The organism is Pantoea sp. WEP, from assembly GCF_041678305.1.
Classification (GTDB): Bacteria; Pseudomonadota; Gammaproteobacteria; order Enterobacterales; family Enterobacteriaceae; genus Pantoea; species Pantoea dispersa.
In genome coordinates, this window is sequence record NZ_JBGNXB010000001.1 from 1,577,813 (window position 1) to 1,604,482 (window position 26,670).

Below are 26,670 nucleotides of genomic sequence, written 5' to 3' on the forward strand. Positions count from 1 at the left end.
AACTGTCGTAGGGGCGCCATTCATGGCGACCAGGTTGTACAACGCACTCAGCGAAACAAATCGGCGCGGGTGAAGGGCTTTTCCAGCCCGGCGAGGTCAGCGGAAAAACGCTCGAGGAACTGCTGGGTGGTGGCGACGCGGCCGTGGCCCATCAGCAACAGCGGAATCAAAAATGCCACCGCCACCTGCACCACGCTAAACCCCTTCAGCGCGGTGCGGCGCTGGCTCAGAAGGAACGCGCTGCTCAGGGTAAAGCCTAGCATCAGTCCGGCCAGCACTTCACTCACCGAGTGCGCATGGATCACCAGGCGCGATAATCCCACCATCAGCGGAATCAGATAGCCGATACCGATGGTCAGGGCGCGCCAGAAGGTGGGCCAGCGGCCGGAAATCAGCCACATCATCACCGGCCACAGCGTCGCTGACATCGCGCTATGACCGCTGAACCCGGTGAAGTTGTAGCGCGCGCTGCCAATGCCGAAGCCGAGAAACATAATCTTCGAGATGCTGACCAGCAGGCCCGCCAGGCCAAACGCCAGCAGCCAGTACCAGACGGTGCGACGGTTGTCGCTTTTCCACGGCAGCACCAGTGCAATGATCACCGCAGTGGGGATCAGCAACATACTGTCGCCGAAATAGGTCAGGGTTCTCCAGCTCATACTTTTCCTTGCAACGACTATCGGGCTCCCGCCAGTCACACGGCGGGCAGAGAAACAGTGTATCGATTAAGCCGCTGGCTGCAAAACGGGATAGTCTGAAAAGGCGGCGCGCCGGTTTTCACTGGCATCAACCCGGTGAAATCCCTATAATTGCCGCCAACTAACCCTCTCAATCGGCCTGTTTTTGTGCAGACAGAAACCGGCTCCAGTTATCAGGTCTTAAAAAAGTATGACTGACAAGTCTCATCAGTGCGTGATCGTTGGCATTGCAGGTGCATCCGCATCCGGAAAAAGTCTTATTGCCAGCACGCTCTATCGTGAAATCCGTGACCAGGTCGGTGACGAGCATATCGGTGTGATCCCCGAAGATGCCTACTATAAAGATCAAAGCCACCTCACCATGGAAGAGAGGGTGAAAACCAACTACGACCATCCGAGCGCGATGGACCACGATTTGCTGCTGCAGCATCTGCGCGCACTGAAGGCCGGCGAAGATATCGACCTGCCGGTTTACAGCTACGTTGAGCACACCCGCACCGACGAGTGTATTCATCTGAAGCCGAAGAAAGTGATTATTCTGGAAGGGATTCTGCTGCTGACCGATGCACGGCTGCGCCAGGAGCTTAACTTCTCGATCTTCGTTGATACCCCGCTGGATATCTGCCTGATGCGCCGTATGAAGCGCGACGTCAACGAGCGCGGGCGCTCGATGGACTCGGTGATGAGCCAGTACCAAAAGACCGTGCGCCCGATGTTCCTGCAGTTTATTGAGCCTTCCAAGCAGTATGCCGACATCATTGTGCCGCGCGGTGGTAAAAACCGCATCGCCATTGATATCCTCAAGGCCAAAATTAACCAGTATCTTTGACGCGCCCGTCCGGTTCAGCGGGACCGGAACGGGACACCGTGCGTCCGGATGGACGTGACGCGAACGGTTTGTCACAACCTGACCACCTTTCGCTACACTTAAATCATGGAGTTTCTGCGATGAGATTATGCGATCGCGATATTGAAAGCTGGCTGGACAGCGGCAAGCTGGCCATCGATCCCCGTCCGCCGGTTGAGCGCATCAACGGTGCTACCGTGGATGTGCGCCTCGGTAACCAGTTCCGTACCTTTAGCGGCCACACCGCACCGTTTATAGATTTGAGTGGTCCAAAGCATGAAGTGAGCGCGGCGCTGGATCGCGTGATGAGCGACGAGATTGTGCTGCCGGAAGGCGAAGCGTTCTTTCTGCATCCGGGTGAACTGGCGCTGGCGGTGACGCTGGAATCCGTCACCATCCCCGACGATCTGGTGGGCTGGCTGGATGGCCGCTCGTCACTGGCGCGCCTCGGACTGATGGTGCACGTTACCGCGCACCGTATCGATCCGGGCTGGCAGGGCCGCATCGTGCTGGAGTTTTACAACTCCGGTAAGCTGCCGCTGGCGCTGCGTCCCGGCATGCTGATTGGCGCACTGAGCTTTGAACCGCTGTCCGGGCCGGCGGCGCGTCCTTACAATCGCCGCGAAGACGCCAAATATCGCGGGCAGCAGGGCGCTGACGCCAGCCGTATTGATAAAGACTAACGTTTCTCCTGGAGTGATTTCGCGCCAGCGGCCTGAAATCTGACGGTGATGAGGATGCAATGAGAAGACTGATAACCACGCTGGCCATCCTGTTAGTGGTGGTCGTAGCGGGCATGACGGCACTGGTATTGCTGGTCAATCCCAACGACTTTCGTACCTATATGGTACAGCAGGTAAAACAGCGCAGTGGTTATCAGCTTGAAGTGAGCGGCGACCTGCGCTGGCACGTCTGGCCGCAGCTCAGCATTCTGGCGGGCCGCATGAGCCTGACCGCGCCCGGCGCCAGCCAGCCGATGGTGACCGCCGATAATATGCGTCTGGACGTCAATCTGTGGCCGCTGCTGTCGCATCAGCTGAGCGTCAGCCAGGTGATGCTGAAAAACGCGATTATTCGCGCCACGCCGGACAGTGCGGTGCAGAAACCGCAGGGCGCGCCGATTGAGCCGGGCGACAGTGAACCGGCCATCGCCGCCAGCAACGGCTGGACCTTTAACATCAGTAAACTGCGCATCGCCGATAGCCTGCTCATCTGGCAGCAGCCGGGCGGTGACGAGTACAACTTCCGCGATCTCAACCTCAACCTGAATCAGGACGATAACCGGCAGGCCAGCGTTGAGCTGGCGACACGCGTGTCGCGCAATCAGCGTAATCTCAGCCTGAACCTGAAAGGGCAGATGGACGTGGCGCACTATCCGCACCGTATCAGCGGCCAGCTGGATGAACTGGAGTACACGCTGGACGGCGCGAACCTGCCGCCGCAGGGCATTAAAGGGACGCTGAGCGGGCAGGCGCAGTGGGATGGCGACCAGCAGCAGTTCGCGCTGAACAAGCTGCAGTTAACCGCGAACGACAGCGCCCTCGACGGCAGCGCTGAGGGCCGGCTGGCCCTGCCGCAGCAGCTCAACCTCGCGCTGCACGCGACCTCGCTCAATCTGGATAACCTGATGGCCAGCGCGCCCGCCAGCGATAACAGCACCACGCAGCAGGCTAACGTGATGCGCACGCCGGTGATCGCTGAGCCGCGCGCGCACAATAATGCCGACTCGCCGCTCAACAGCATGGATTTACAGCTGACGCTCGACGCCGACAGCAGCGTGTGGCGCGGTCTGACGCTCAGTAATCTGCAAATTGACGCCCGCAATCAGCGCGGGCTGCTGACGCTCAACAAGCTGCAGGGCAAATTTGGTGACGGCCACTTTTCCATTCCCGGCTCGGTGGATATCCGTCAGCCGGTCACGCAGGTGGCGTTTCAGCCGGAGCTGAGCAGCATTGCCATCGCGCCGCTGCTTAAAGCGCTGGAACTGCCGGCTTCGCTGCAGGGCACGGTCTCGCTCAAGGGCGACATCAGCGGTGCCGGGCTGAGCGTGGCGGAGGCGAAACAGAACTGGCAGGGCAATGCAGAACTGGAAGCAACTAATCTGCAGCTGGCGCAGCTGAATTTACAGCAGATGGTGCGCCGCGCCGTGGCGCGCGTCAGCAATCGCGTCAGTAACGATCAGCCGGATGATCAGGGAATTGAACAGTTAAGCGGGCGCATCAGCCTGAAGCAGGGCAACGTCACGCTGCCGGACCTGCAGGGCGGCAGCAGCCGGCTGGCGCTGCAAACGCACGGCAACGTGGATGTGGTGAAGCAGCAGCTGGATGTCACCATTAATATGATTCTGCGCGGCTGGCAGGGCGACGACCGGCTGGCGAAAGTCCTCAACGGCCAGCCGATTCCGCTGCGCATGTACGGTAACTGGAACAACCTGCAGTATTCGCTGCCAGTGGATGATGTGGTGCGCCAGCAGTTGCAGGGCGAAGCCAAAACGCGCCTTAATCAGTGGCTGGATAGTCAGAAGTCTGCACCGCGGCAATAAAGCCCGATGCCGGTGCGCATGAATGCGCACCCTACAAAAACCGATGCTTTCCGTGTAGGGTCGCCATTTATGGCGACCAGCTAAGCAACACGCGATAAATCACGCCCCGGCACCGGGTTAAATAAACGGTGCGGGCGCGACCGGCACAATCTCGACTTTTTGCACCCGATGGTTCTCCACCTGCAGGGTGCGCAGCAGATAATCCCCGACGCGCAACTCCTCACCTTCGGCCGGCACGTGCTGCAGGCTATCCATCAGCAATCCCGCCAGCGTATGGTAATTGCGCCTCTCGTCGAGCGGCAGCGCCACATACAGCGCTAAATCTTCCAGCGGCATATGGCCGTTGGCGATCCAGCCGCCATGCTCTGCGGGCTGAATATCGTAACGGGCATCAATCTCTTCTCCTTCATTGGGCAGGTTGCCGGCGATGGTCTCCATCACGTCGCTCAGCGTCACCACGCCTTCTACCGAACCAAACTCATCTACCACAAAGGCAAAATGGGTGCGCGCATGGCGAAACTGCTCCAGCGCCTGCAGCAGGGTGACGCGCTCGGGAAACACCAGCGGCTGGCGAATAAGCGCACGCAAATCCAGCGATTTACTGTGCAGCGACTGATGCAGCAGATCGATCACATGCACCACGCCCAGCGGCTCGCGCCCCTGTTCGGTGATCAGCAGGCGCGTATGCTGGTTGCGGTCGAGTTTATCCATGATCGACTGCGGGTCTTCGCTCAGATCGATGTGCTCGACGTCATGGCGTGACGTCATGATGCTGTTGATCTGGCGCTGACCCAGGCCCAGCACGCGCATGATCATGCGCCGCTCCTGACGGTTAAACAGCGCTGCGCCCTGGTTATCGCTCAGCAGCGATGCCGTGTCGGCATCCAGATCGGCGCGCTGCGCTTCACCGCGCAGAATGCGCAGCACGGCTTCGGCGGTGCGCTGGCGCAGCGGCCGTCCGGCGGTAAGAAAACGGCGGCGATTAAACAGCGCCAGCTGGTTAAAGATCTCAATCACAATCGAGAAGCCAATGGCCGCGTACAGATAGCCTTTGGGGATGACGAAGCCGAAACCCTCTGCCACCAGACTAAAGCCGATCATCAGCAGAAAGCTCAGGCAGAGAATCACAATGGTAGGATGGCCGTTAACGAAGCGCGTCAGCGGCTTGCTGGCCAGCAGCATTAACAGGATGGCGATGGTCACGGCGATCATCATCACCGGCAGGTCGTTGACCATACCGACGGCGGTAATGACGGCATCAAGTGAAAAGATGGCGTCCAGCACCACGATTTGCGCCACCACCGGCCAGAATTTAGCACCGCTGTTATTTTGACCCGATTCCTCGTCGCTGCCCTCCAGTCGGGCGTTCAGTTCGGTCGTGGCTTTAAACAACAGGAAGATACCGCCGCCCAGCAGCAGCAGGTCGCGTGCGCTGAAGCTGTGCTGGAAGAGGGTGAACAGCGGTTGGGTCAGCGTAACCAGCCACGACAGCGACGCCAGCAGCACCAGCCGTGATATCAGCGCCAGCAGCAGGCCGAACACCCGCGCGCGGTCGCGCAGCGTTGGCGGCAGCTTCTCCACCAGGATGGCGATGAAAACCAGGTTATCAATACCCAGCACCAGCTCAAGAACGATTAGCGTGACTAATCCTGCCCAGAGCGACGGATCGATGATCCACTCCCACATACTTTCATCACCATAATGTCTAAAAATGAGCTTAGTCTGATGATAGTTAATCGTCAGACAGGGTACAAATACGCCCCGGCCGCGCGGATGTCGCGGGCTGGCGGCTTATTAGGATTAATCTTACCTTGTTCAGCCGGGCGATAAGTGAAAAGTATGGATAAACATCCTGTGTGGATGAAGACCACTATTTATTCTTATCCGGCGGCAAAAGCGTACATTTTTAATGCGACTAATCTGAAGACGGGTATCGAATTATTCTGAAATTTGGCGTGAAATTGCCTGGCGGGGCTGGCATCAATACTTATGGCTGGTAGTCTTTTTCCTAAAATAGTGCAGGGAAGACGGGGCCTACTTGTAAACAAGCCAGTAATAACTAGTATAGCAACGTGTTAGTAAATGTCTGCGCCAATGTTGTTAATAGCGCGCTGTTTAGCTTCTTAATGTTGTGAATTGTGATCGTGCACGGGTTAAGGCGGGTATTTCCCGGCGTGGCGACAAAGCGCGGACAAAAAATAGGGTGTTGTAAGCGGTATTGGCAGCGACAGCCAAGGGCGGTAGCGTGCCTGACGTGGTTTTCACAGGTTAAGAATTGTCTGGCCTTGCGGCAAAAGGAAGTCAGACTAATCTGTTGGTATTTATCACAATTTTCTTGCTTAACTGGAAAGAGAATTGGCCTAAATGCCGGGGAGTTCGCCGCAGTTTGTCTCGCTGGTTTAGTTAGTGCATCGCTCATTAATTACTCAGGCTTAGGCGTTAGGGATTAAGGGAAATAAAATAAAAGAGTCAAATATGCGCGATAATGAATTTACATATAAAAGTCTTCTGACAAAAATTTTACTGGCGTGCTCGGATTTAATTTGTTTCAACGCGGCATTGTTTATTGCACTCGCGCTGATTAATTCGTTCGCCGATTCTCCACTGGCAGATATTTCTGAAAAAGACCTCAACTTAAAAATCGCCACCCATGTCTGTCTGTCCTTAATTTGTACAGGCTGGTTCTGGGTTCGCCTGCGTCATTATACCTATCGCAAACCCTTCTGGTTTGAACTGAAAGAGATCTTTCGTACCATTCTCATTTTCTCTGTCATCGATTTGTCAATTTCAGCATTATCACAATGGCAGATGTCCCGTTTTGTCTGGGTATTAACGTGGATTTTAGCGCTGGTGCTGATTCCGCTGGCGCGTGCTATTTCCAAACGCGTGCTGAATCATTTCGGTATGTGGAAAAAGCAAACCATTATTATTGGTAGCAACCGTAACGCGCAGGAAGCCTGGCAGGCGTTGCAGAGCGAAGAGGTGATGGGCTTTGACGTGATCGCCTTCTTCGACGTCGATGGCAGCTGCCCGCAGGCCAGCATCTCCGGTGTACCGGTGCTGCATAACGAGCAGGAGCTGTGGCAGCTGACCAACAGCGAAACCCAGTTTATCGTTGCGGTTGAGTTTGAGCAGAGTCAGCACCGCGACCGCTGGCTGAAAATGCTGGCGATGCATAACTGTCGCTCGGTCTCGGTTATCCCGACGTTGCGCGGCGTACCGCTGTACGGCACCGATATGGCTTACATCTTCAGCCATGAAGTGATGATTCTGCGTGTGAATAACAACCTGGCGAAACGCACCTCGCGTGTCCTGAAGCGGGCATTCGATATCGTCGGCGCGCTCAGCATCATCATCGCGCTGTCACCTGCACTGCTGGTACTCGGCTTCATGGTTGGCCGTGATGGCGGACCACCGATTTACGGTCACGAACGGTGTGGGTCTCAATGGCCGCAAGTTCAAATGCCTGAAGTTCCGCTCAATGGTGATTAACTCGAAAGAGGTGCTGGAAGAGGTGCTGCGCACCGACCCGGTAGCCCGCGCCGAGTGGGACAAAGATTTCAAACTGAAAAACGATCCACGTATTACCAAAGTCGGTCATTTCATCCGTAAAACCAGTCTGGATGAGTTGCCGCAGCTGTGGAACGTCGTGCGCGGTGACATGAGCCTCGTTGGCCCGCGCCCGGTGATTGAAGATGAACTCTGCCGTTATGCCGGTGATGTTGATTATTACCTGATGGCAAAGCCAGGCATGACGGGATTGTGGCAGGTCAGCGGTCGTAACGACGTTGACTATGAGACGCGCGTCTATTTCGATTCGTGGTATGTCAAAAACTGGTCGCTGTGGAATGACATCGCGATTCTGTTTAAGACGGTCGGCGTGGTACTCAAACGCGACGGCGCTTATTGATAGACAGCAAGGGCAGGGGACGAAATAACGTTCCCGCCTGATAACTGCCGGTGCTGGGAGTGTCTGTAACTGATAACTGCCATTATCGAGCCCGAACAGAGCGGGTTATTAAGCCGCTTAACGATAACCCACTTTAATTGAAGTCGTCTGCAACCAGGATGACAACATAAACCAGGGAGCTAATGATAATGAACCTCAGTTTCAGTGTTTAATTCCTTGCCTTTATTTTTGTTAGACGCTTACACAGCGGCGTTTTCGCCTCTATCAATCATTAACTGATAGCGAAGAACCAGATGATAATGAAAACTAAATTGATACCGTTACTGGTATCCGCGACTTTCCTCTCCGGGTGCACCATCGAACCAGGTTCGCACCTTTCCACTAGCGGAAAAGATGTCATTGAGCAACAGGATAGCAATTTTGACATCGACAAATACGTTAACGTCTTCCCTCTGACGCCGCGTCTGGTTGAACAGATGCGTCCGAAGCCGCTGGTTGCTCAGGCTAACCCGCTGCTGCAGAACGAGATTCAGAGCTATCAATACCGCGTTGGCATCGGCGACGTACTGAACGTCACCGTATGGGATCACCCTGAGCTGACCACGCCGGCCGGTCAGTACCGTAGCGCCAGCGACACCGGTAACTGGGTGCAGGCAGACGGTACCATCTTCTATCCGTACATCGGTAAAGTGCGCGTTGCAGGCCGCACCGTGACGGAAATCCGCAGTGAAATCGCGCGTCGTCTGGCGCAGTTCATTGAAAGTCCGCAGGTGGATGTCAATGTGGCCGCGTTCCGTTCGCAGAAAGCCTACGTGACCGGTTCGGTCACCACCTCCGGCCAGCAGCCGATCACCAACGTGCCGCTGACCGTGCTGGATGCGGTGAACGCCGCGGGTGGCCTTGCCGCTGACGCCGACTGGCGCAACGTGGTGCTGACGCACAACGGCCGCGAGCAGCGCATTTCGCTGCAGGCGCTGATGCAAAACGGCGACCTGAGCCAGAACCATCTGCTCTATCCGGGCGATATCCTTTACGTACCGCGTAACGACGATCTGAAGATCTTCGTAATGGGCGAAGTGAAACAGCAGACCACGCTGAAGATGGACCGCAGCGGCATGACGCTGGCTGAAGCACTGGGTAACGCACAGGGCATGGATCAAACCACCTCTGACGCCACCGGCGTATTCGTCATTCGTCCGATTCGCGGTGCTAACCGCACCAAGATCGCCAACATCTATCAGCTGAACACCAAAGATGCGGCGTCGATGGTGATGGGCACCGAATTCCAACTGGAGCCGTACGACATTGTCTACGTCACCGCAACACCAATCACCCGCTGGAACCGCGTGATTTCCGGACTGCTGCCGACCATCGTAGGTATCGACGATGCAAGCTCCGCAGCGCTGCGTTTCCGCAACTGGTCGGACTAAGGTTTTACCATGATTAAGTCAGTGTTAGTCGTCTGCGTCGGCAACATTTGCCGCTCCCCCACCGGGGAGCGTCTGTTTAAACGCGCACTTCCGCATACCCGTATCGCTTCTGCCGGTCTTGGCGCCCTCAAGGGCCACCCGGCGGATAAGACGGCCAGCGCCGTCGCCGCTGAACATGGCGTCTCGCTGGACGGTCATGAGGCTCAGCAGTTAACGGCCAGCATGTGCCGTGACTTTGACCTGATTCTGGTAATGGAGAAGCGCCACGTTGAGCAGGTGAATCGCATCGATCCGGCCGCGCGGGGGAAGACCATGCTGCTGGGCCACTGGCTTAACCAACAGGAAATTGCGGATCCGTACAAAAAAAGCCGTGAGGCCTTTGAAGAGGTTTACGGGTTACTGGAAAACGCTACCCAGAAATGGGTTAACGTACTAAGCCGATAGTTGGGAATATCCATGAATATCAAAAACAAGGTTATGACTGCGCCAAAAGAAGATTCGAATGGATGGGATCTGGCGCATCTTGTGGGACAGCTGATCGATCATCGCTGGATCATCGTGGCGGTCACCGCTTTCTTTATGCTGATGGCAACGCTCTACACACTGTTTGCTACGCCAATCTATAGCGCGGACGCTATGGTGCAGGTGGAGCAGAAAAACACCGCCTCGGTGCTGAACGAATTACAGGATGTGATTCCGACCACGCCAGCATCAGACACCGAGATTCAGATCATCGAATCCCGCATGGTGATTGGTAAAACCGTTAACGACCTCGGTCTGGACACGGTCATTCAGCAAAACTACTTCCCGGTAATCGGTAAAGGTCTGTCGCGCCTGATGGGCAACAAGCCGGCGCAGATTGCCATTTCACGCCTGGAAATTCCGCGCAGCATCGACAAACGTACCGTTGAACTGGAAGTCACCGGTCCGCAGACCTATACCGTGAGCAAAGACGGCGACGAACTGTTCAAAGGCCGCGTCGGTCAGCTGGAGCAGCACGGCGACGTCACCATGCTGGTTAGCGGCATTCAGGCTGACGAAGGCACCAGCTTCAGCGTCACCAAGCTGAGCGACCTGCAGGCGATCAAAACTGTGCTGGGCGCGCTGACCGTCGCCGATAAAGGCAAAACCACCGGCGTGCTGGGCCTGGAGTTCCAGGATGAAGATCAGGAGCAGGCGAGCCGCGTGCTGAACCAGATCGTTAACAACTATCTGCTGCAGAACGTTGAGCGCAAGTCTGAGCAGGCAGAGAAGAGCCTCGAATTCCTGCGCACCCAGTTGCCTAACGTGCGTGCCAAGCTGGACGATGCGGAAGACAAGCTGAACACCTTCCGTCGTCAGAACGAGTCGGTGGACATGTCGCTGGAAGCCAAATCGGCGCTCGACTCGTCCGTTAGCGTCCAGAGCCAGCTGAACGAGCTGACCTTCCGTGAAGCCGAAGTTTCCCAGCTGTTCACCAAAGACCACCCGACCTACCGCGCGCTGCTGGAAAAACGCAAAACGCTGGAAGCGGAACAGGCGCAGCTGAACAAGAAAATCTCGGCCATGCCGCAGACCCAGCAGGAGATTCTGCGTCTGACGCGTGACGTGCAGGCCGGTCAGGAAATCTACATGCAGCTGCTGAATCGTCAGCAGGAACTGGGCATCAGCAAGGCCAGCACCGTGGGTGATGTGCGCATCATCGACCGTGCCGAAACCAGCACCAGCCCGGTGGCACCGAAGAAGCTGCTGATTATTGTCGCGGGTCTGATTGTGGGTCTGATGCTGTCGGTTGGTCTGGTGCTGCTGAAAGCGCTGTTCCACCACGGGATCGACAACCCGGAGCAGCTGGAAGAGCTGGGCATGAACGTCTATGCCAGCGTACCGCTCTCCGAGTGGCAGCGTAAGAAAGACACCGAAGCGCTGGCGCGACGCGGCAGCAAAGAGAAGTCGGATCCGCACAACACGCTGCTGGCGCTGGGCAATCCGACGGACCTCTCCATCGAAGCGATTCGTAGCCTGCGTACCAGCCTGCACTTCGCCATGATGGAAGCGAAAAACAACATCCTGATGATCACCGGTGCCAGCCCGGGTATTGGTAAAACCTTTATCTGTGCCAACCTGGCGACGCTGGTATCCAAAGCAGGTCAGCGCGTGCTGTTCATCGATGGTGATATGCGTCGCGGCTATACCCACGAGCTGCTGGGTGCGGATAACAAGACTGGCCTGTCTAACGTGCTGTCAGGCAAGAGCGAGTTCTCGCCGGCGATGATTCAGAAGGGTGTGTACGGTTTTGACTTCCTGCCGCGTGGTCAGGTGCCACCGAACCCGTCTGAGCTGCTGATGCATCGTCGCATGCAGGAGCTGCTGGACTGGGCAAGCAAGAACTATGACCTGGTGCTGATCGATACGCCGCCGATTCTGGCTGTGACCGACGCTTCCATCATCGGTAAGCTGGCCGGTACCTCGCTGATGGTGGCGCGTTTCGAAACCAACACCACCAAAGAGCTGGATGTCAGCTACAAGCGCTTCGCCCAGAACGGTATCGAGATTAAAGGCGTCATCCTCAACGCCGTGGTCCGTAAAGCGTCGAATGCCTATGGTTATGGCTACGACTATTACAACTACGAATACGGCAAAGAGAGCAAAAGCTAAGCACTATCGGGGGCGGATTTTCCGCCCCTTTTTATGGCGCGTCTCTGGCTAAGCGCCATGCCTTGTGCCTCTGCAAAACATGCGGATACACCGCAGAGTATTGTAGCGGCGCGATTTATCGCGCAATAAATTGCGCCGCTACGGAACGTGCGGTGATTAAACGCATAAAACTGCGGCGGTGAAATTGATACCGCGAACATAATAACGATTTTTTTCGGTGCGTTTTGCACCATCAAACATACACACAGCACAATCTTAGGTATTTCCGTGACGGTACGAAAAGTCTTATTGAAAAAGAATACTAACGGCATGATTTTTCAGAACAAAGCCGATTCCTTTCTACAGGCCGCTCGCGTTACCGTTGAATCTGGAACAGCTGTTTAAGAGGTGCTGGCAATGCAGGACATCCGCTTCTCAATTGTAATTCCCGCTTATAACGCGTCGAAATCGATTGTCACGACGCTGGATTGCGTCAAAGCGCAAACCTATCGCAACTTTGAAGTCATCATCGTGGATGACAAATCCGCTGATGCCGCGGAACTGGCGCAGGTGGTGCGCGGCGAGCGCTATCAGGATCTGGACATCAAACTGGAGCTGTCTGAGGTCAAACTCAACGGCGCCGGCGCACGCAACAAAGGTATTGAACTGGCGCAGGGCGACTTCATCAGCTTCCTCGACGCCGACGACGAGTGGCACGCGGACAAGCTACTGGAAGTGTGCGATACCATCCGCAAGCTGGAAGCGCAGGGTAAATCGCGCTATGTCATCTTCAGCCAGGTCAATATTCATCAGGACGGCAGCTTCCTCAAAGTGATGCCGATGCAGCCGCCGGGGAAAAATGAGACCGTGGCGGAGTACCTGTTTGGCTGTTACGGCTTTATCCAGACCAGTACCATCGTGCTGAAACGCGAAGATGCCGCCAGAATCCAGTTTGATGCGCGCTATATTCGCCATCAGGATTATGACTTCTGCATCCGCGCCGACCGCATGGGCTATGAATTTGTGATGATCGCCAAACCGCTGGCGACCTACCATCTGGTGACCAAATTTGGTTCCAAACACAAAGGCGAGTCGGTGAAGTACTCCTTCTTCTGGCTCGACACCATGAAGCCGCACCTGACGGCGCGCGATATCCATACCTACAAAGCGTTCAAGCTGCCGCTGCGCTACAAAATGGATGGCAATTCGCTGCTGGCCAGCGTCAGTTTTGCGCGCTACTTCTTCCTCACCAACCGTGATAACCGCGCCTACTTCATCAATCGCCTGGTCGATAAGCTGAAGTCGCGCTTCACGGGGCGAAGAGCGGTTTCCTGATCGATTTATGACTTTCACTTGCTCCCGCAGCGGGAGCATTTTTTCGGTTCCTGACACTCCGGGTATACAAATGACAAATCATGTTGGCACCATCGGTATCGTGATGCCGATGTACAACGCGCGCAACACCGTGCTGCGTGCGGTTGAGTCGATCGTGAATCAGACCTACAGCGACTGGCATCTCTACCTGGTCAATGATAAATCCACCGATGATTCACTCGCTTTTGTGCGCGAGCACTGCCAGGACGCGCGCATCACTATCCTCAGCAACGAGGTCAACCTCGGCGCGGCGGAAACGCGCAACGTGGGCCTGCGCGCGGCCAAAGAGGAGATCATTGCGTTTCTCGACAGCGATGATGAATGGCACGCGGAGAAACTGGCCGAGCAGGCCGCGGCGCTGGCCGCCGGTGACGACTTCGTCATCACCCATTATCACTACAAAACCAAAACCGCCGATCACGACATCAACTACCACAAACCTTATCTGCAGCAGGAAAATTTCGTGAAGAAGCAGTATCGCGTCTGCTTCTCCTCGGTGTGTTTCCGTCGTCCGCCACAGGGCATCTTCTTCCAGCGTAAAGGCCATGAAGACTTCCTGTTCCTCTATGAGCTGTTCCTCCGCTACAAACAAGCCCGGGTGATCCAGAAGACGCTGGTCAACTACTACGAGCTGGGCGATTCACTGTCGCGTAACAAAAATAAAGCGGCGAAATGGCACCTCGAATTATTAAGAATTATCTATAAAAACAATCCTTTAAAAATCTATTACTATTACGGCTGGTATATGGTGAATGGGGTTCTTTTCACCCTTAAACATCGCTAAGACCCTGTGTCCTTCGCGCTGCCGCTACGTTGGCTGCGCACGTCCATCCCGGTCACTTACTTGAGTAAGCTCCCGGGAATGAACGCACTTGCCGCCTTGCGGCAACGCAAATGACTTGGGTCTGGATTTGAGCAATTTGAGGTGAAAAGTATCAGATGAAAAAGATTGTTTTGGTTATTAAGGATGCCTACTCCTACGCAGGCACGGAGAATATCTGCAACTTCATGTCGGAGTGCCTCGGTGAAGAGCATGCCGTTACCATTTACTCGCTGGAAGGGCACGGCAAAACCTTTTACCCGTTTGAGCGGGTGAAAGAGATTGTCAGCTTCGAAGGCCACAGCAACCCGATTAAAAGTGCCGTGGCGCGCATCCATCAGGAGGGCTTCGACAGCGTATTCCTGATTAGTATGGGGCGCCTGAGCGTGATGTTTGCCTTCTGGAACCTGATGGCAATGAAGAAAAAAACCTTCAAAGCCTACGCCTGCGAGCACATCGCTATTAACTCCTTCAGCAAGCCGATCAAACTGCTGAAGTGGCTGCTGCTGCGCTACTACGACCAGGTGATCGTGCTGACTGACAAAGACCATCAGGTCTTCACCCGCTGGCATATCCCCAGCCAGCAAATTCCTAATCCGGTGGTGTACAAATCCTGGCAGCGCGAGACGCGCAGCCGTCAGGCGCTGGCGGTAGGCCGCCTCGATAACCAAAAGGGCTTTGACCTGCTGCTGGATATCTGGGCCGACTTCAGCAAAAAACACCCGGAGTGGAAGCTGGTGATCGCCGGTGACGGCGAACTGCGCCAGCAACTGCACGATCAGGCCGCGGCGCTGGGCATCACCGGCAGCGTTAACTTTGTCGGGAAAGTCAGCAATATCAATGATTACTACCGCGACAGCGACATGGCGCTGATGACCTCACGTTATGAAGGGCTGCCGCTGGTACTGCTGGAAGCCAAATCCTGGTCGCTGCCGGTGGTGGCCTATGACTGTCCGACCGGACCGCAGGAGATCATCAACCACGGCGAAGATGGCTTCCTGGTACCAATGAACGACAAAGCCACTTTCCTGGCGCGCATGGAGCAGCTGGCCAGCGACGATCGCCTGTTCTTTGCCATGAGCGAAAAGACCAAAGAGACGGCGCTGAAGTTTGACGGTAATCAGATCAAACAGAGCTGGCTGGCGCTGGTGTAACCACTTTTATCGTGCCTCGGGGATACCTTTTCGGCCGCCATGCGGCCCCATGACCACGGGATTGTTAGCATGAAAAGAAGAGAAGTCTTGCAAACTGCAGCCTCCTCCATTGTTGCCGCGCTGTCGGTGAGCGCGTTTTCCAGTTACGCCGCCAAAAGTGGTCAGCCGGCGCTGAAAGCGGTTGATGCCTCCAGCGTCCCGCCGGGCGATGTGCCGATTCTGACGCCGGAAAATGTCTATACCATGCCACCGCAGTTCTGGCAGAACTTTGAGGGCAAACTGTGGATTGGCGCAGCAGGCAAAGATGCCAGCCAGGCCGGCAACCAGATTCCGGTGTATCTGCGCGACGCCAGCGGTAAGGTTTCCCAGGTGAGCCAGCCAATTGCGCTCAATAAAGGCAACTTTGCCCAGTTTATTCACGATAATGCCGCGTTAATCGCCAATCCCGCGCACTCGATGGTGGTGGAAGATAACCAGGGTAATACGCTGTTTTCCATCAGCGACGTGTCGCGCCCGAACGCCAGCAACTTCAGCCAGCGCCTGGCGCAGCCGAACGGTTATCAGCTGATCGGCGAAATCCCGTCGGTGGAAGAGCTGCGTAAAACCCGACCGCTGTTTGCCGGAGCGAAAATCAAGCTGAAGAGCTGGCACGAAGGGCTGGAAGTGGGCGGCGGCGAGTTCGTCGGCGTGTATGGCGAAGGCGAAGATGATGGCGGCGTGATTTTCAGCGGTAACGGGTTCTACTGGCGCCGCGTGGTGGAAGATTTCAACCGTCTGACGCTGTTTGACTTCGGCGCCATCGCCGACGGCAAAACCGATACGGCACCGGCGATCAAAGCCATGTATCAGTGGTCGCTCAAGGCTAACCAGCAGATCTGCGTTCAGTTTCCGGCAGGCACCTTCTTCGTGACCGGCTGTGACTTTGGCGATCAGCAGCAGCGCTTCTTCCGCATTTCCGGCGCGATGGTTAACTTCGGCTATTTCCCGGCGACTACGCTGGTATCTGACGGTCGTTCCGAATTCCTGTTCCAGGTGAATGCGCGCTGGACCGAAATCTCCAACCTGATCTTTAACGGTCAGAACGACAAGCGGCCAAACAAACAGGGGCTGTTCCGCAACACCTGTCCGGGCGGCCAGTTCTTCCGCGGTGCCTGCCTGCGCTTCAACCGCGTCGGCGGCACCTCGATCAGCCTGCTGGATACGCTGGACTGCAAAATCGACCAGTGGTACGCCGACACCTGTACCGGTGACGTGATCAAAGCTAGCTGGTCCGGACAGAAACAGGGTGCGTGGGACCACAGTACGGCGATTGAGCTGTCGAACTTCAACGCCCAGCGCTGTACCGGCGGCATGGTACTTAACCTGCCGCGCTGCAGCCAGTCGATCATTCATAACGGCTGGATTGAGCACAGCGAGCACCCCGGCGATATCTCGAACGGCCAGTGGATTATTGATGCGCTGAGCCTGGAAGATTGCAAAAACCCGCTGAACGCGCGCAATTCCCGCCTCAACATGCGCCAGACCAATCTGCAGTCTGGCAGCTGGATCGATAACTCGCTGGAAGGCGAGCGCTGGCTGAATATCTGGGAGATGGGCTCAACGCGGGTGGAGTCTTACGGCGTGGCCATCGACGGCAGCCTGAAATACAACTACATCACGTCGCGTTTCCGTCTGACCAACAACACCAATCAGGCCACCTGGTTCGAGCTGGGTAATTTTTACTCGCCAACCGTGGGTGACAGCTGGGAGATCGAGCTGTTTGGTCAGTCGCAGTTCAGCAACGGCAGCGACAAACAGCCGCTGCTCGACGTGATGGGCGGTAAACAGACCGGCGGTCGCGCGGTGATTCATCTGCAGCGCAAAACCAGCAAGGCGGAAGCCAGCTGGTCTGCGGAAGGCAGTTCGCCGGTGCTGGAGGTGCGCGTCGATGCGCGCAGCGATACCGATAGCAAAGTGTTCGTCAAACTGGCGGGCTGGACGCCGACGGCGGTGGTGCTGATTAAGAGCACCGCCAAAGACCGGTTCCTCACCGGCCGCTGTGCGCGCGTTGACGCCACCATGGCGCAGGGCAGTCCGACCAGCGGCAGCCAGCCGGCCCCGCAGCGGTTTAGCCTGCACAACGGTAAAGCCGGCATCGGCGGCAACGAGCAGGGCGATTTGCTGCTGGCGTCGCGCGCGCTGAAGCCCGAAGAGGTAGATACGCGCCAGCCGAAGGGGTTTGTTTCAGTGGTGATCAACGGCGAGCAGGTGGCGCTGCCGTATTTTGCGCTGAAGTCGTGAGGATGAGCGGCGGTCGCCATGAATGGCGACCCTACGTTCGTGCACTTCTCATCATCGCGCACAGGACTTGTAGGGTGCGCATTCATGCGCACCGTATACCGGCGATGCAGGGCGTGGATTGATACCCGGCGCAGCGCCAGATATGTAGGGTGCGCATTAATGCGCACCGTATACCGGCGATGCAGGGCGTGGATTGATGCCCGGCGCAGCACCAGAAATGTAGGGGGCGCATTTATGCGCACCGCATACCAGCGATGCAGGGCGTGGATTGATACCCAGCGCAGCGCCAGAAATGTAGGGTGCGTATTTATGCGCACCGTATACCGGCGATGCAGGGCGCGGATTGATGCCCGTCGCAGCACCAGAAATGTAGGGTGCGCATTTATGCGCACCGTATACCGGCGATGCAGGGCGTGGATTGATGCCCGGCGCAGCGCCAGATATGTAGGGTGCGCATTTATGCGCACCGCTAAACAGGTAACGCATTTACGTCACAACAGGCAGTCGTTAATTTCGGGCCGCTGGCCCATTAGCAGTTTTTTCTTACAGAGTTCACTTAGCCAGTATGGAACTGGCGGCTTGTAAAAAATTACAAAAATTTATCTGGAGTTTTTATGAAGATTTTATTGGTGGGTAACCATACCTGTGGAAATCGTGGGGATGGCGCGATTTTACGTGGACTGATTGATTCATTGCAGGCCGCGCGTGGGGATCTGGATATCGATGTCATCAGCCGCTATCCAACCAGCTCCGGATATTTACTGCAGCAGCACATCCAGCAGGATTCGCTGTTTCTGCACAACAGTAAGGCGCCAAAAGGGCTGGTCAGCAGCCTGAAGCGCAAAGTCGCCAACCGTCTGATGCCGGATATCATGATGGCGCACCTCGGCAAAGGTGGCGTGTATAAATCCTTTTCGGTGCCGCCGCATCTGGCGGAATTCACCCGCAGCCTGGCGAAATATGATGCCATCATTCAGGTCGGCGGCTCGTTCTTCGTCGATCTGTACGGCGTCACCCAGTTCGATCACGCGCTGTGCGCGCTGATGGCGAAGAAGCCGTTGCACATGATCGGTCACTCGGTGGGCCCGTTCGAAAACCCGCGCGTCAATGCGCTGGCAAACTTTGTTTTTGACCGCGTCGACAGCCTGGTGCTGCGCGAAGAGGTCAGCCTCGATCGCCTGAAGCAGGATGGCGTGACCACCAGCCGGGTGAAGAAGGGCGTGGACACCGCGTTCCTGGTGCAGGCGCGCGAGGTGGAAAATCCGAGCCACAACCTGCTGCACTGGCAGAACATCATTCAGTCGCGCAAAACCATCGCCATCACCGTGCGTGAGCTGGCACCGTTCGACAAACGTCTTGGCGTCACGCAGAAAGAGTACGAAGCCGCGTTTGGCCGGGTGATCAACGCCATGATCGCCGAAGGTTATCAGGTGGTGGCGTTCTCCACCTGTACCGGCATCGACAGCTATGCCAAAGATGACCGTATGGTGGCGCTGACGCTGCGCGACCACGTTGAGCAGCCGGAGCACTACCATGTGATCATGGACGAGTTCAATGACCTGGAGCTCGGCATCCTGCTCAGCCACTGTCATCTCACCATCGGCACGCGCCTGCACTCGGCAATCATCTCCATGAACTTCGGCACGCCAGCCGTGGCCATCAACTACGAGCACAAATCGCTCGGCGTGATGAACCAGCTGGGTCTGCCGCAGATGGCCACCGACGTGCAGAGCCTGATGGACGGCTCGCTGATCGACAAAGTGCAGACCGTGCTGGCGGACTACGACAACGTGAAGCAAAAAGTGAACACCGCGGTGGCGCAGGAGCGTGAAATCGGCAACCGCATCACCGAAGAAATTCTCAACGTCCTGGGGTAAGTGATGAAGCTAACCTTTTTCACCATGCGTTTTCCGGTTGCCTCTGAGACGTTTGTCCTCAATCAGGTGACGCATTTCATCGATGCCGGCTATGACGTCGAGATCATCTCGGTGTTTCCGGGCGACATGATCAACCGTCATGCCGCATTCGATGAGTACAATCTGGCGGCGAAAACCCACTATCTGCTGCCGGAAGAGAAGGTATCAAACCTCGACAAACTGACCCAGCGCATCGGACTGATGCTGCCGAAAATCGCCAAGCCGGCGCTGCTGAAGTCGCTTAACGTTGGCCGCTACGGTGCGCAGGCGAAAAAACTGCTGCTGCCGGCCATTGTCGCAAATGCCCGGCAGACCTTTACCGCCGATGTGTTCCTGGTGCACTTCGGCTATGCCGGTGCGCTGGCGAATAAACTGCGCGAGCTGGGGGTACTGAAGGGCAAGCAGGCGACGGTGTTCCACGGCGCTGATATCTCGCGTCGCCACATTCTTGAAGAGCACAAACAGGATTACATCAACCTGTTCAGACAGAGCGAACTGATGCTGCCGATCAGCCATCTGTGGGAGAACAAGCTGATTGAGATGGGCTGTCCGCGCGAAAAAGTGCACGTCACGCGCATGGGCATCGAGCCGGAGAAATTTAACTTCCAGCCGCGCGACGCGTTCCACAAACCGCTGCGCATTGTTTCGGTGGCGCGCCTGACCGAGAAAAAAGGGCTGGACGTGGCGGTCAAAGCCAGTGAAATCCTGCGCGATAACGGCGGTCAGTTCCAGTTCACCATCATTGGTAACGGCGAGCAGGACGGCATGATGCGCGAGCACATCGCGCGTGCCGGCCTGGAAGACATGGTGACCATGCCGGGCTTCAAGCCGCAGGAGGAGATTCGTCAGGCGCTGAGCGAGGCCGACATCTTCCTGCTGCCGTCGAAAACCGCCGCCGATGGCGATATGGAAGGCATTCCGGTGGCGCTGATGGAAGCGATGGCGGTTGGCCTGCCGGTGGTGTCCACCTACCACAGCGGCATCCCGGAGCTGATTCAGAATAACGTCAGCGGCTGGCTGGTGTCGGAAAATGATGCCGACGAGCTGGCGGACACGCTGCTGCGCCTGTCGCGCGGCGACGTTGACGTTGCACCGGTGGTGGCCGCAGCGCGCCATAAAGTGGAAACCGAGTTCAATCAGCACATCGCTTACGGTGAGCTGGCGAAAATTCTGGAGCGCATGGTGTGAGTGGATTAAAAAAACAGGCGGTGTGGCTGTTTGGCAGCACCTGCTTTGCCGCGCTGCTGCAGGTGCTGCAGCTGGCGGTGCTGGCGCGTAAGCTGGAAGCGCACGAGCTGGGTTTGCTGGCGATCATCAACGCCATTCTGGCGGTGGCTACCGTGCTGCAGGACATGGGCATGAGTAGCTACATCGTGCATCGTCAGGAGATTACACGTCGTGAGCAGAGCACCATTTACTGGGTTAACGTCTCGCTGAGCTTCTGTACCGGTCTGATCATGCTGGCCATCGCCTGGCCGGTGGCGTGGTTCTACCATCTGCCGGAGCTGACGGCGCTGATTATGCTCACCAGCCTCAACTTCCTCGTGCTCGGTCATCTGTCGCAGTATCAGGCGCACTATGTGAAAACCAAACGCATGGTGACGCTGGCGAAGATTGAGATGGGCACCAAGCTGTTTGCCTTCCTGTGTACGGTGGCGATGCTCTATTTCACCTCCCTGACGGTAGCGGCGGCGATTCTCGGGCTGTTCATCAACGCCTTCACGCGCATTCTCTGCATGATCTACTTTGGCGAGAAGTCGTGGCGGCCAACGTGGGAGTTCGACGGCAAAACCTTTGTCAGCGCGGTGCGTTACGGTATCTATCAGCTGGGTTCGCAGACCATTAACCAGCTGCGTACCCAGGCCGATGCGCTGATCGTCGGTAAAGTGATGGGTGCCGAGATGCTGGGGATTTACTCGCTGGCGAAGGAGCTGATTCTGCAGCCGCTGAAGCTGGTGTCGCCGGTGATTAACCGCCTGGCGCTGCCGCGCTTCGCCGAGAAGCAGCACGATCCCGAGCAGCTGAAAAAACTGTTCCTCAAGGGCACCTTCGTCATCATGCTGTTCAGCAGCGCGATGTACCTGGCGATTGGTATTCTCTCTCCGGTGATTGTGCGTGTGCTGTATGGCGCCTCGCACGAGCAGGTGTATCACCTGATCCCGCTGATGCTGCTGTTCGGTATGCTGCGCCCGATGGGCGGCCTGACCGGCGCGATCTCCCAGGCGAACGGACGCACCAACGTCGGAGTTCTATTGGAATATCGTCGCCAGCCTGGTGGTGGTGGTGGTGCTGGCCACTACGTGGATCTGGCCGAACGTGATTTACGTGGCGCTGACGCTGTCGATTTCCCAGGTGCTGATCTCCGCCTTCGCGCATCCGTTCTTCATCAAACCGGTGATTGGCATCCGCTTTATGCCGTATGCGCGTCAATGGGTGTCGGTGTCGGTGGTGTTTGTCGGCCTGATGCTGCTGGTGAATCATTTCAACCTGTTCGTGATGCCCGAGTGGTTTGAGGGCTGGCTGTAAGCGGTGATGACAGGGGCTGTCGTTGGCAACGGCGACCGCCCGCCATCATCAAATGTGATCGGTGACTGACGTGAAGCTGCCGGTGCGCATTAATGCGCACCCTACAAAAACCTGCCGTGATCCCGTAGGGGCGCCATTCATGGCGACCTTTAAAATCAGATGTGATCGGTGACTGACGTGCAGCTGCCGGTGCGCATCAATGCGCACCCTACAAAAACCTGCTGTGATCCCGTAGGGGCGCCATTCATGGCGACCTTTCAAAATCAGGTGTGATCGGTGACTGATGTGCAGCTGCCGGTGCGCATTAATGCGCACCCTACAAAAACCTGCCGTGATCCCGTAGGGGCGCCATTTATGGCGACCTTTCAAAATTACGCTTCCATCTTCGCCCCAATGATGTTTCCGCAATGCCGGTCTGAACGCTCAACAATCACTGGCCTCACCGGTCATCGCCTTGCACTCTGCCTTCCACTGTTTTTCAGCCATTTAGCCGCTTTTTTTTCCCGCCTCATTGCCGGCTGGCAGATGGACTTTTTGACGATTTTTTATGTGTTGACAGAGAGTTAGTGCCGGTTTTTCAGATAAAGATTATACTTGCTCAACCGGCCGATCCTGCATAATCGACCCCACGTATTCACTTCATGAAATGGAATAAATATGACCAAGCTTAAAGCAGTAATCCCGGTTGCGGGTCTCGGTATGCATATGCTCCCTGCGACTAAAGCCATTCCGAAAGAGATGCTGCCTATCGTCGATAAACCAATGATTCAGTACATTGTCGACGAGTGCGTGGCGGCGGGCATCAAGGAGATTGTGCTGGTCACCCATGCTTCCAAAAATGCAGTGGAAAACCACTTCGATACCACCTACGAGCTGGAAGCGCTGCTTGAAGCGCGCGTGAAACGCCAATTGCTGAGCGAAGTGCAGTCAATCTGCCCGCCGGGCGTGACTATCATGAACGTGCGTCAGGCGAACCCGCTGGGTCTTGGCCACTCGGTACTGTGTGCCCGTCCGATGATTGGCGACAACCCATTTGTGGTGGTACTGCCAGACGTGCTGCTGGATGACTCTACCGCTGACCACCTGCGTTACAACCTTGCCGCGATGGTGGCACGCTTTGAAGAGACCGGCCGCAGCCAGGTTCTGGCGAAACACATGCCGGGCGAAGACCTGTCTGAGTATGGCGTGCTGACCACCGAGCAGCCGCTGGATAATCCGGGCGATATCAGCACCATCACCAACTTCGTGGAAAAACCTGAGCATCCGTCCGAGCTGAACTCAGACCTGACCGCCGTGGGCCGTTACGTGCTTTCTGCGGATATCTGGGGTGAACTGGAGCGCACTGAGCCAGGTGCCTGGGGCCGTATCCAGCTGACCGATGCCATCGCTTCCCTGAGCCAGAAAAAACCGGTTGATGCCCAGCTGCTGACCGGCACCAGCTTCGACTGCGGCCGTAAACTCGGCTACATGCAGGCCTTCGTCTCTTACGGTCTGCGCAACAACACCCAGGGCCGCGATTTCCGCGAAGCAATCCAAAAAATTCTGGCAAAATAATCTCTTTCCCCGCCGCGCAGGTTGCGCGGTTTTAAAGGAGTACACATGGCTATTTTGGTAACGGGCGGAGCAGGGTACATCGGCTCCCATACGGTGCTGGCGCTGTTAGAGCGCGGCGACGACGTTGTAGTCCTGGATAACCTTTGCAATGCCTCGCGCGAAGCAATCAATCGCGTTGAGAAGCTGGCCGGTAAGAAAGCGGTCTTCGTTGAAGGCGACATCCGCGACCGCGCCTGCCTGCGCGATCTGTTTGCCAGCAATGACATCTCGGCCGTCATCCACTTCGCTGCGCTGAAAGCGGTCGGCGAATCCACGCGCATGCCGCTGGAATATTACGAGAACAATGTCGCCGGGACCGTGGTGCTGCTGGAAGAGATGCGCGCTGCCGGCGTGTGGAACTTTATCTTCAGCTCATCCGCCACCGTGTATGGCGCTGACGCACCGGTTCCGTATGTCGAAACGACGCCGATTGGTGGCACCACCAGTCCGTACGGCACCTCCAAGCTGATGATTGAGTTCGTGATGCGCGACTTCGCCAAAGCCGAGCCGAACTTCAAAGCCATCGCGCTGCGCTACTTCAACCCGGTCGGCGCGCACGAATCCGGTGAGATTGGCGAAGACCCAACCGGTATTCCGAACAACCTGCTGCCGTACATTGCGCAGGTGGCGATTGGGCGTCTGGACAAGCTGGGCGTGTTTGGCGATGACTACGCGACGCCAGATGGCACCTGCCAGCGCGACTACATTCACGTCGTCGACCTGGCGGAAGGGCACCTGAAAGCGCTGGATCACCTGCCAAAAGTTGAAGGCTACAAAGCTTACAACCTCGGCGGCGGCAAAGGCTTCTCGGTGCTGGAGATGATCAAGGCGTTTGAGCAGGCGTCCGGTAAACAGATTCCGTTCGAATTCAAACCGCGCCGCGACGGCGATCTGCCGGCGTTCTGGGCGGATGCCAGCCTGGCCAACAAAGAGCTCGACTGGCGCGTCACGCGCGGTATTGATGCGATGATGCGCGATACGTGGAACTGGCAGTCGAAGAACCCGAATGGCTTTAAGTGATTAAGCAGGTAATGAGTAAAAACCCGGCATATGCCGGGTTTTTTTATGGGCAAATAATTTACTTTGGTGTTTTTTTGTTCAGGCATTCATTTGCGGGATGCAGAAAAATCCTAATCAGCGCCAGACCAATGCATCAAGTTCACAACTCATCATATTGATTTAGTGAAACCCCGCTGCAGCCTTTCATTCTGCGAATCGCCAGCTATATTCTTTCCGACTCAGTAGCTTGCAGTTAACCGCAACGACGAAAAGAAATTAAGATTCGCCGCGCCGGCATCAGACAATAACCATGTTAATTCGGCAGCACAAAATGTATTATTTGCGATGGTCTCAGACAAAGCGGTTGATGCTGCAATATTGACCATAATTAGCCGAGACGGAAAGCACAGGATTGACTTGTTACACAGCATATTGGTTGCTGCAAGCCAAGGGCGGTAGCGTGGCTATTTTTTGTTTTGCTGAAAAATTGTCCCGCTGAAAATGATAGAGCAGTCTAAAAGACACATTAGAGGTTGTGGAATGTTACTTCCCGTAATCATGGCCGGAGGAACCGGCAGTCGTTTGTGGCCCCTTTCACGTGAATTGTATCCAAAACAGTTCATCAGCTTGCACGGACAGCACTCGATGCTGCAGGAGACTGTCAACCGCCTGACCGGTGTCGAAGCGCGAGCTCCGCTGGTCATCTGCAACGAAGAGCACCGTTTCCTCGTCGCTGAACAGCTTCGTCAAATCAACAAACTTTCCCATAACATCATCCTTGAACCGGTTGGCCGCAACACGGCGCCGGCGATTGCTCTGGCAGCGATTAACGCGATTGAGCAAGGCGATGATCCGGTACTGTTAGTGTTAGCCGCCGACCATGTCATTGAGAACCGCGCGGCATTCCATCAGGCCATCACCACCGCAACGAAATATGCCAAGCAGGGGCATCTGGTCACCTTCGGCATCGTGCCCACCGGACCTGAAACCGGTTACGGCTATATTCATCGCGGTGAGCAGCTGGCGGGTGATGAACATGCGCCGTTTAGCGTGCAGCGTTTTGTTGAAAAGCCGAATCTGAAAACGGCTCAGGATTATCTGGCTTCCGGTGAATATTACTGGAACAGCGGGATGTTTATGTTCCGCGCCAAACGTTATCTGCAGGAACTGGAAAAATTCCGTCCTGATATTCTGGATGCCTGCCGCCGTGCGATGACGAACGTGGCAGAAGGTAACGACTTCATCAGCATTGATAAAGACGATTTCATTGCCTGCCCGGATGAGTCAGTTGACTATGCCGTGATGGAGCAAACGGACGCAGCCGTTGTGGTGCCGCTGGATGCGGGCTGGAGCGATGTCGGATCCTGGTCCGCGCTGTGGGAAGTGAATGAAAAAGATGCAGCCGGTAACTCGCTGAAAGGCGATACCTTCCTGCACAACACTAAAAATTGCTACATCAACAGCGAAGATCAGTTAGTGGCAGCTATCGGCGTGGAAAATCTGGTGATTGTTAACACCAAAGATGCCGTGCTGGTGGCGCGCAAAGATCAGGTTCAGGACGTCAAACGCGTGGTGGAGTTCCTGAAGAGCGAATGCCGTACGGAATATCGTCGTCATCGTGAAACTTACTGGCCATGGGGACGCTGCGATCTGGTGGTCAATACCGGCCGTTTTAATGTAAATCGTATCACCGTTAAACCGGGTGAACGTTTCGAATTACAGATGCATTATCACCGAACTGAACACTGGGTGATCTTATCCGGCACTGCCAAAGTGACTATTCAGGATAAAACCTTATTGCTGACGGAAAACCAATCGACCTTTATTCCTATTGGCCATCAGCACACGTTAGAAAATCCAGGCAAGATTCCGTTAGAGCTGCTGGAAATTCAGTCAGGCTCCTATCTGGGCGATGACGATTTAATTCTGATTAAAGAACAATTTGCAAGTAAGTAAGGACAGACAAAA

Annotated in this window: 18 protein-coding genes and 2 pseudogenes; 18 read left to right on the forward strand and 2 right to left on the reverse strand. The window is 56.0% G+C overall.

Annotated elements, in window-relative coordinates; genetic code table 11:
• Positions 1-47 precede the first annotated feature (47 nt).
• Complete coding sequence (locus tag ABVR31_RS07185) at positions 48-659, reverse strand: phosphatase PAP2 family protein (RefSeq protein WP_021509320.1); 612 nt, start codon at positions 657-659, stop codon at positions 48-50.
• Between the two features lie 229 nt (positions 660-888).
• Between ABVR31_RS07185 and udk the strand changes: the two genes are divergently transcribed.
• The 3 genes from udk (at position 889) to asmA (ending at position 4,087) form a co-directional block, all read left to right on the forward strand.
• On the forward strand, positions 889-1,527 hold the full coding sequence (udk, locus tag ABVR31_RS07190) for a uridine kinase (protein WP_010615887.1): 639 nt from the start codon (positions 889-891) through the stop codon (positions 1,525-1,527).
• A gap of 119 nt (positions 1,528-1,646) precedes the next feature.
• Positions 1,647-2,228 (forward strand): dCTP deaminase, encoded by a 582-nt coding sequence (gene dcd, locus ABVR31_RS07195; protein ID WP_021509321.1) that lies wholly within the window; start codon positions 1,647-1,649, stop codon positions 2,226-2,228.
• Between the two features lie 59 nt (positions 2,229-2,287).
• Positions 2,288-4,087 (forward strand): outer membrane assembly protein AsmA, encoded by a 1,800-nt coding sequence (gene asmA / locus ABVR31_RS07200; protein WP_372772248.1) that lies wholly within the window; start codon positions 2,288-2,290, stop codon positions 4,085-4,087.
• A 117-nt stretch (positions 4,088-4,204) separates the two neighbouring features.
• Here asmA and ABVR31_RS07205 read toward each other — a convergent pair whose 3' ends face one another.
• A complete protein-coding gene (locus ABVR31_RS07205) occupies positions 4,205-5,773 on the reverse strand; it encodes a TerC family protein (protein ID WP_058769963.1) in 1,569 nt (522 codons plus the stop codon).
• 789 nt (positions 5,774-6,562) lie between these two features.
• Here ABVR31_RS07205 and wbaP point away from each other — a divergent pair.
• The 15 genes and pseudogenes from wbaP to ABVR31_RS07280 all read left to right on the forward strand — a co-directional run bounded on the left by wbaP (position 6,563) and on the right by ABVR31_RS07280 (position 26,658).
• Positions 6,563-7,997: pseudogene (wbaP, locus tag ABVR31_RS07210) on the forward strand (undecaprenyl-phosphate galactose phosphotransferase WbaP).
• Positions 7,998-8,296: 299 nt separating this feature from the next.
• A complete protein-coding gene (locus ABVR31_RS07215) occupies positions 8,297-9,427 on the forward strand; it encodes a polysaccharide export protein (protein WP_031280061.1) in 1,131 nt (376 codons plus the stop codon).
• A 9-nt stretch (positions 9,428-9,436) separates the two neighbouring features.
• A complete protein-coding gene (locus ABVR31_RS07220) occupies positions 9,437-9,871 on the forward strand; it encodes a protein-tyrosine-phosphatase (RefSeq protein WP_021509326.1) in 435 nt (144 codons plus the stop codon).
• 12 nt (positions 9,872-9,883) lie between these two features.
• The gene (wzc, locus tag ABVR31_RS07225; protein WP_021509327.1) at positions 9,884-12,061 is read left to right on the forward strand and encodes a tyrosine-protein kinase Wzc; all 2,178 of its coding nucleotides are present in this window, start codon (positions 9,884-9,886) and stop codon (positions 12,059-12,061) included.
• A 396-nt stretch (positions 12,062-12,457) separates the two neighbouring features.
• Positions 12,458-13,375, forward strand: a complete 918-nt coding sequence (locus tag ABVR31_RS07230) for a glycosyltransferase family 2 protein (RefSeq protein WP_058757292.1) — start codon at positions 12,458-12,460, stop codon at positions 13,373-13,375.
• Positions 13,376-13,445: 70 nt separating this feature from the next.
• The gene (locus tag ABVR31_RS07235) at positions 13,446-14,198 is read left to right on the forward strand and encodes a glycosyltransferase family 2 protein (RefSeq protein WP_058757293.1); all 753 of its coding nucleotides are present in this window, start codon (positions 13,446-13,448) and stop codon (positions 14,196-14,198) included.
• Positions 14,199-14,353: 155 nt separating this feature from the next.
• Positions 14,354-15,388: a glycosyltransferase gene (locus ABVR31_RS07240; RefSeq protein ID WP_021509330.1), complete on the forward strand. Its 1,035-nt coding sequence runs from the start codon at positions 14,354-14,356 to the stop codon at positions 15,386-15,388.
• A 69-nt stretch (positions 15,389-15,457) separates the two neighbouring features.
• The gene (locus ABVR31_RS07245) at positions 15,458-17,668 is read left to right on the forward strand and encodes a phage tailspike protein (RefSeq protein ID WP_031280062.1); all 2,211 of its coding nucleotides are present in this window, start codon (positions 15,458-15,460) and stop codon (positions 17,666-17,668) included.
• A 614-nt stretch (positions 17,669-18,282) separates the two neighbouring features.
• Complete coding sequence (gene wcaK, locus ABVR31_RS07250; RefSeq protein ID WP_058757295.1) at positions 18,283-19,545, forward strand: colanic acid biosynthesis pyruvyl transferase WcaK; 1,263 nt, start codon at positions 18,283-18,285, stop codon at positions 19,543-19,545.
• A 3-nt stretch (positions 19,546-19,548) separates the two neighbouring features.
• Entirely contained in the window at positions 19,549-20,772 is a 1,224-nt protein-coding gene (locus tag ABVR31_RS07255; RefSeq protein ID WP_058775759.1) for a glycosyltransferase, read from the forward strand.
• Positions 20,769-22,110, forward strand: a pseudogene (locus ABVR31_RS07260) (MOP flippase family protein). The gene ABVR31_RS07255 and the pseudogene ABVR31_RS07260 overlap by 4 nt, the downstream one beginning before the upstream one ends.
• A gap of 276 nt (positions 22,111-22,386) precedes the next feature.
• Positions 22,387-22,677, forward strand: a complete 291-nt coding sequence (locus tag ABVR31_RS07265; protein ID WP_372772252.1) for a hypothetical protein — start codon at positions 22,387-22,389, stop codon at positions 22,675-22,677.
• Between the two features lie 90 nt (positions 22,678-22,767).
• A complete protein-coding gene (gene galF, locus ABVR31_RS07270; RefSeq protein WP_021509335.1) occupies positions 22,768-23,664 on the forward strand; it encodes a UTP--glucose-1-phosphate uridylyltransferase GalF in 897 nt (298 codons plus the stop codon).
• Between the two features lie 45 nt (positions 23,665-23,709).
• Complete coding sequence (galE, locus tag ABVR31_RS07275; RefSeq protein ID WP_058757297.1) at positions 23,710-24,723, forward strand: UDP-glucose 4-epimerase GalE; 1,014 nt, start codon at positions 23,710-23,712, stop codon at positions 24,721-24,723.
• A gap of 519 nt (positions 24,724-25,242) precedes the next feature.
• Positions 25,243-26,658 (forward strand): mannose-1-phosphate guanylyltransferase/mannose-6-phosphate isomerase, encoded by a 1,416-nt coding sequence (locus tag ABVR31_RS07280; RefSeq protein WP_127834323.1) that lies wholly within the window; start codon positions 25,243-25,245, stop codon positions 26,656-26,658.
• Positions 26,659-26,670 lie beyond the last annotated feature (12 nt).

Coding starts and splice junctions, on each gene's coding strand:
- asmA (WP_372772248.1), top strand. CDS start 2,288: ATGAGAAGACTGATAACCACGCTGGCCATCCTGTTAGTGGTGGTCGTA.
- wcaK (WP_058757295.1), top strand. CDS start 18,283: ATGAAGATTTTATTGGTGGGTAACCATACCTGTGGAAATCGTGGGGAT.
- ABVR31_RS07235 (WP_058757293.1), top strand. CDS start 13,446: ATGACAAATCATGTTGGCACCATCGGTATCGTGATGCCGATGTACAAC.
- ABVR31_RS07220 (WP_021509326.1), top strand. CDS start 9,437: ATGATTAAGTCAGTGTTAGTCGTCTGCGTCGGCAACATTTGCCGCTCC.
- ABVR31_RS07215 (WP_031280061.1), top strand. CDS start 8,297: ATGAAAACTAAATTGATACCGTTACTGGTATCCGCGACTTTCCTCTCC.
- ABVR31_RS07205 (WP_058769963.1), bottom strand. CDS start 5,773: ATGTGGGAGTGGATCATCGATCCGTCGCTCTGGGCAGGATTAGTCACG.
- ABVR31_RS07240 (WP_021509330.1), top strand. CDS start 14,354: ATGAAAAAGATTGTTTTGGTTATTAAGGATGCCTACTCCTACGCAGGC.
- galF (WP_021509335.1), top strand. CDS start 22,768: ATGACCAAGCTTAAAGCAGTAATCCCGGTTGCGGGTCTCGGTATGCAT.
- ABVR31_RS07185 (WP_021509320.1), bottom strand. CDS start 659: ATGAGCTGGAGAACCCTGACCTATTTCGGCGACAGTATGTTGCTGATC.
- ABVR31_RS07230 (WP_058757292.1), top strand. CDS start 12,458: ATGCAGGACATCCGCTTCTCAATTGTAATTCCCGCTTATAACGCGTCG.
- dcd (WP_021509321.1), top strand. CDS start 1,647: ATGAGATTATGCGATCGCGATATTGAAAGCTGGCTGGACAGCGGCAAG.
- galE (WP_058757297.1), top strand. CDS start 23,710: ATGGCTATTTTGGTAACGGGCGGAGCAGGGTACATCGGCTCCCATACG.
- wzc (WP_021509327.1), top strand. CDS start 9,884: ATGAATATCAAAAACAAGGTTATGACTGCGCCAAAAGAAGATTCGAAT.
- ABVR31_RS07280 (WP_127834323.1), top strand. CDS start 25,243: ATGTTACTTCCCGTAATCATGGCCGGAGGAACCGGCAGTCGTTTGTGG.
- udk (WP_010615887.1), top strand. CDS start 889: ATGACTGACAAGTCTCATCAGTGCGTGATCGTTGGCATTGCAGGTGCA.
- ABVR31_RS07255 (WP_058775759.1), top strand. CDS start 19,549: ATGAAGCTAACCTTTTTCACCATGCGTTTTCCGGTTGCCTCTGAGACG.
- ABVR31_RS07245 (WP_031280062.1), top strand. CDS start 15,458: ATGAAAAGAAGAGAAGTCTTGCAAACTGCAGCCTCCTCCATTGTTGCC.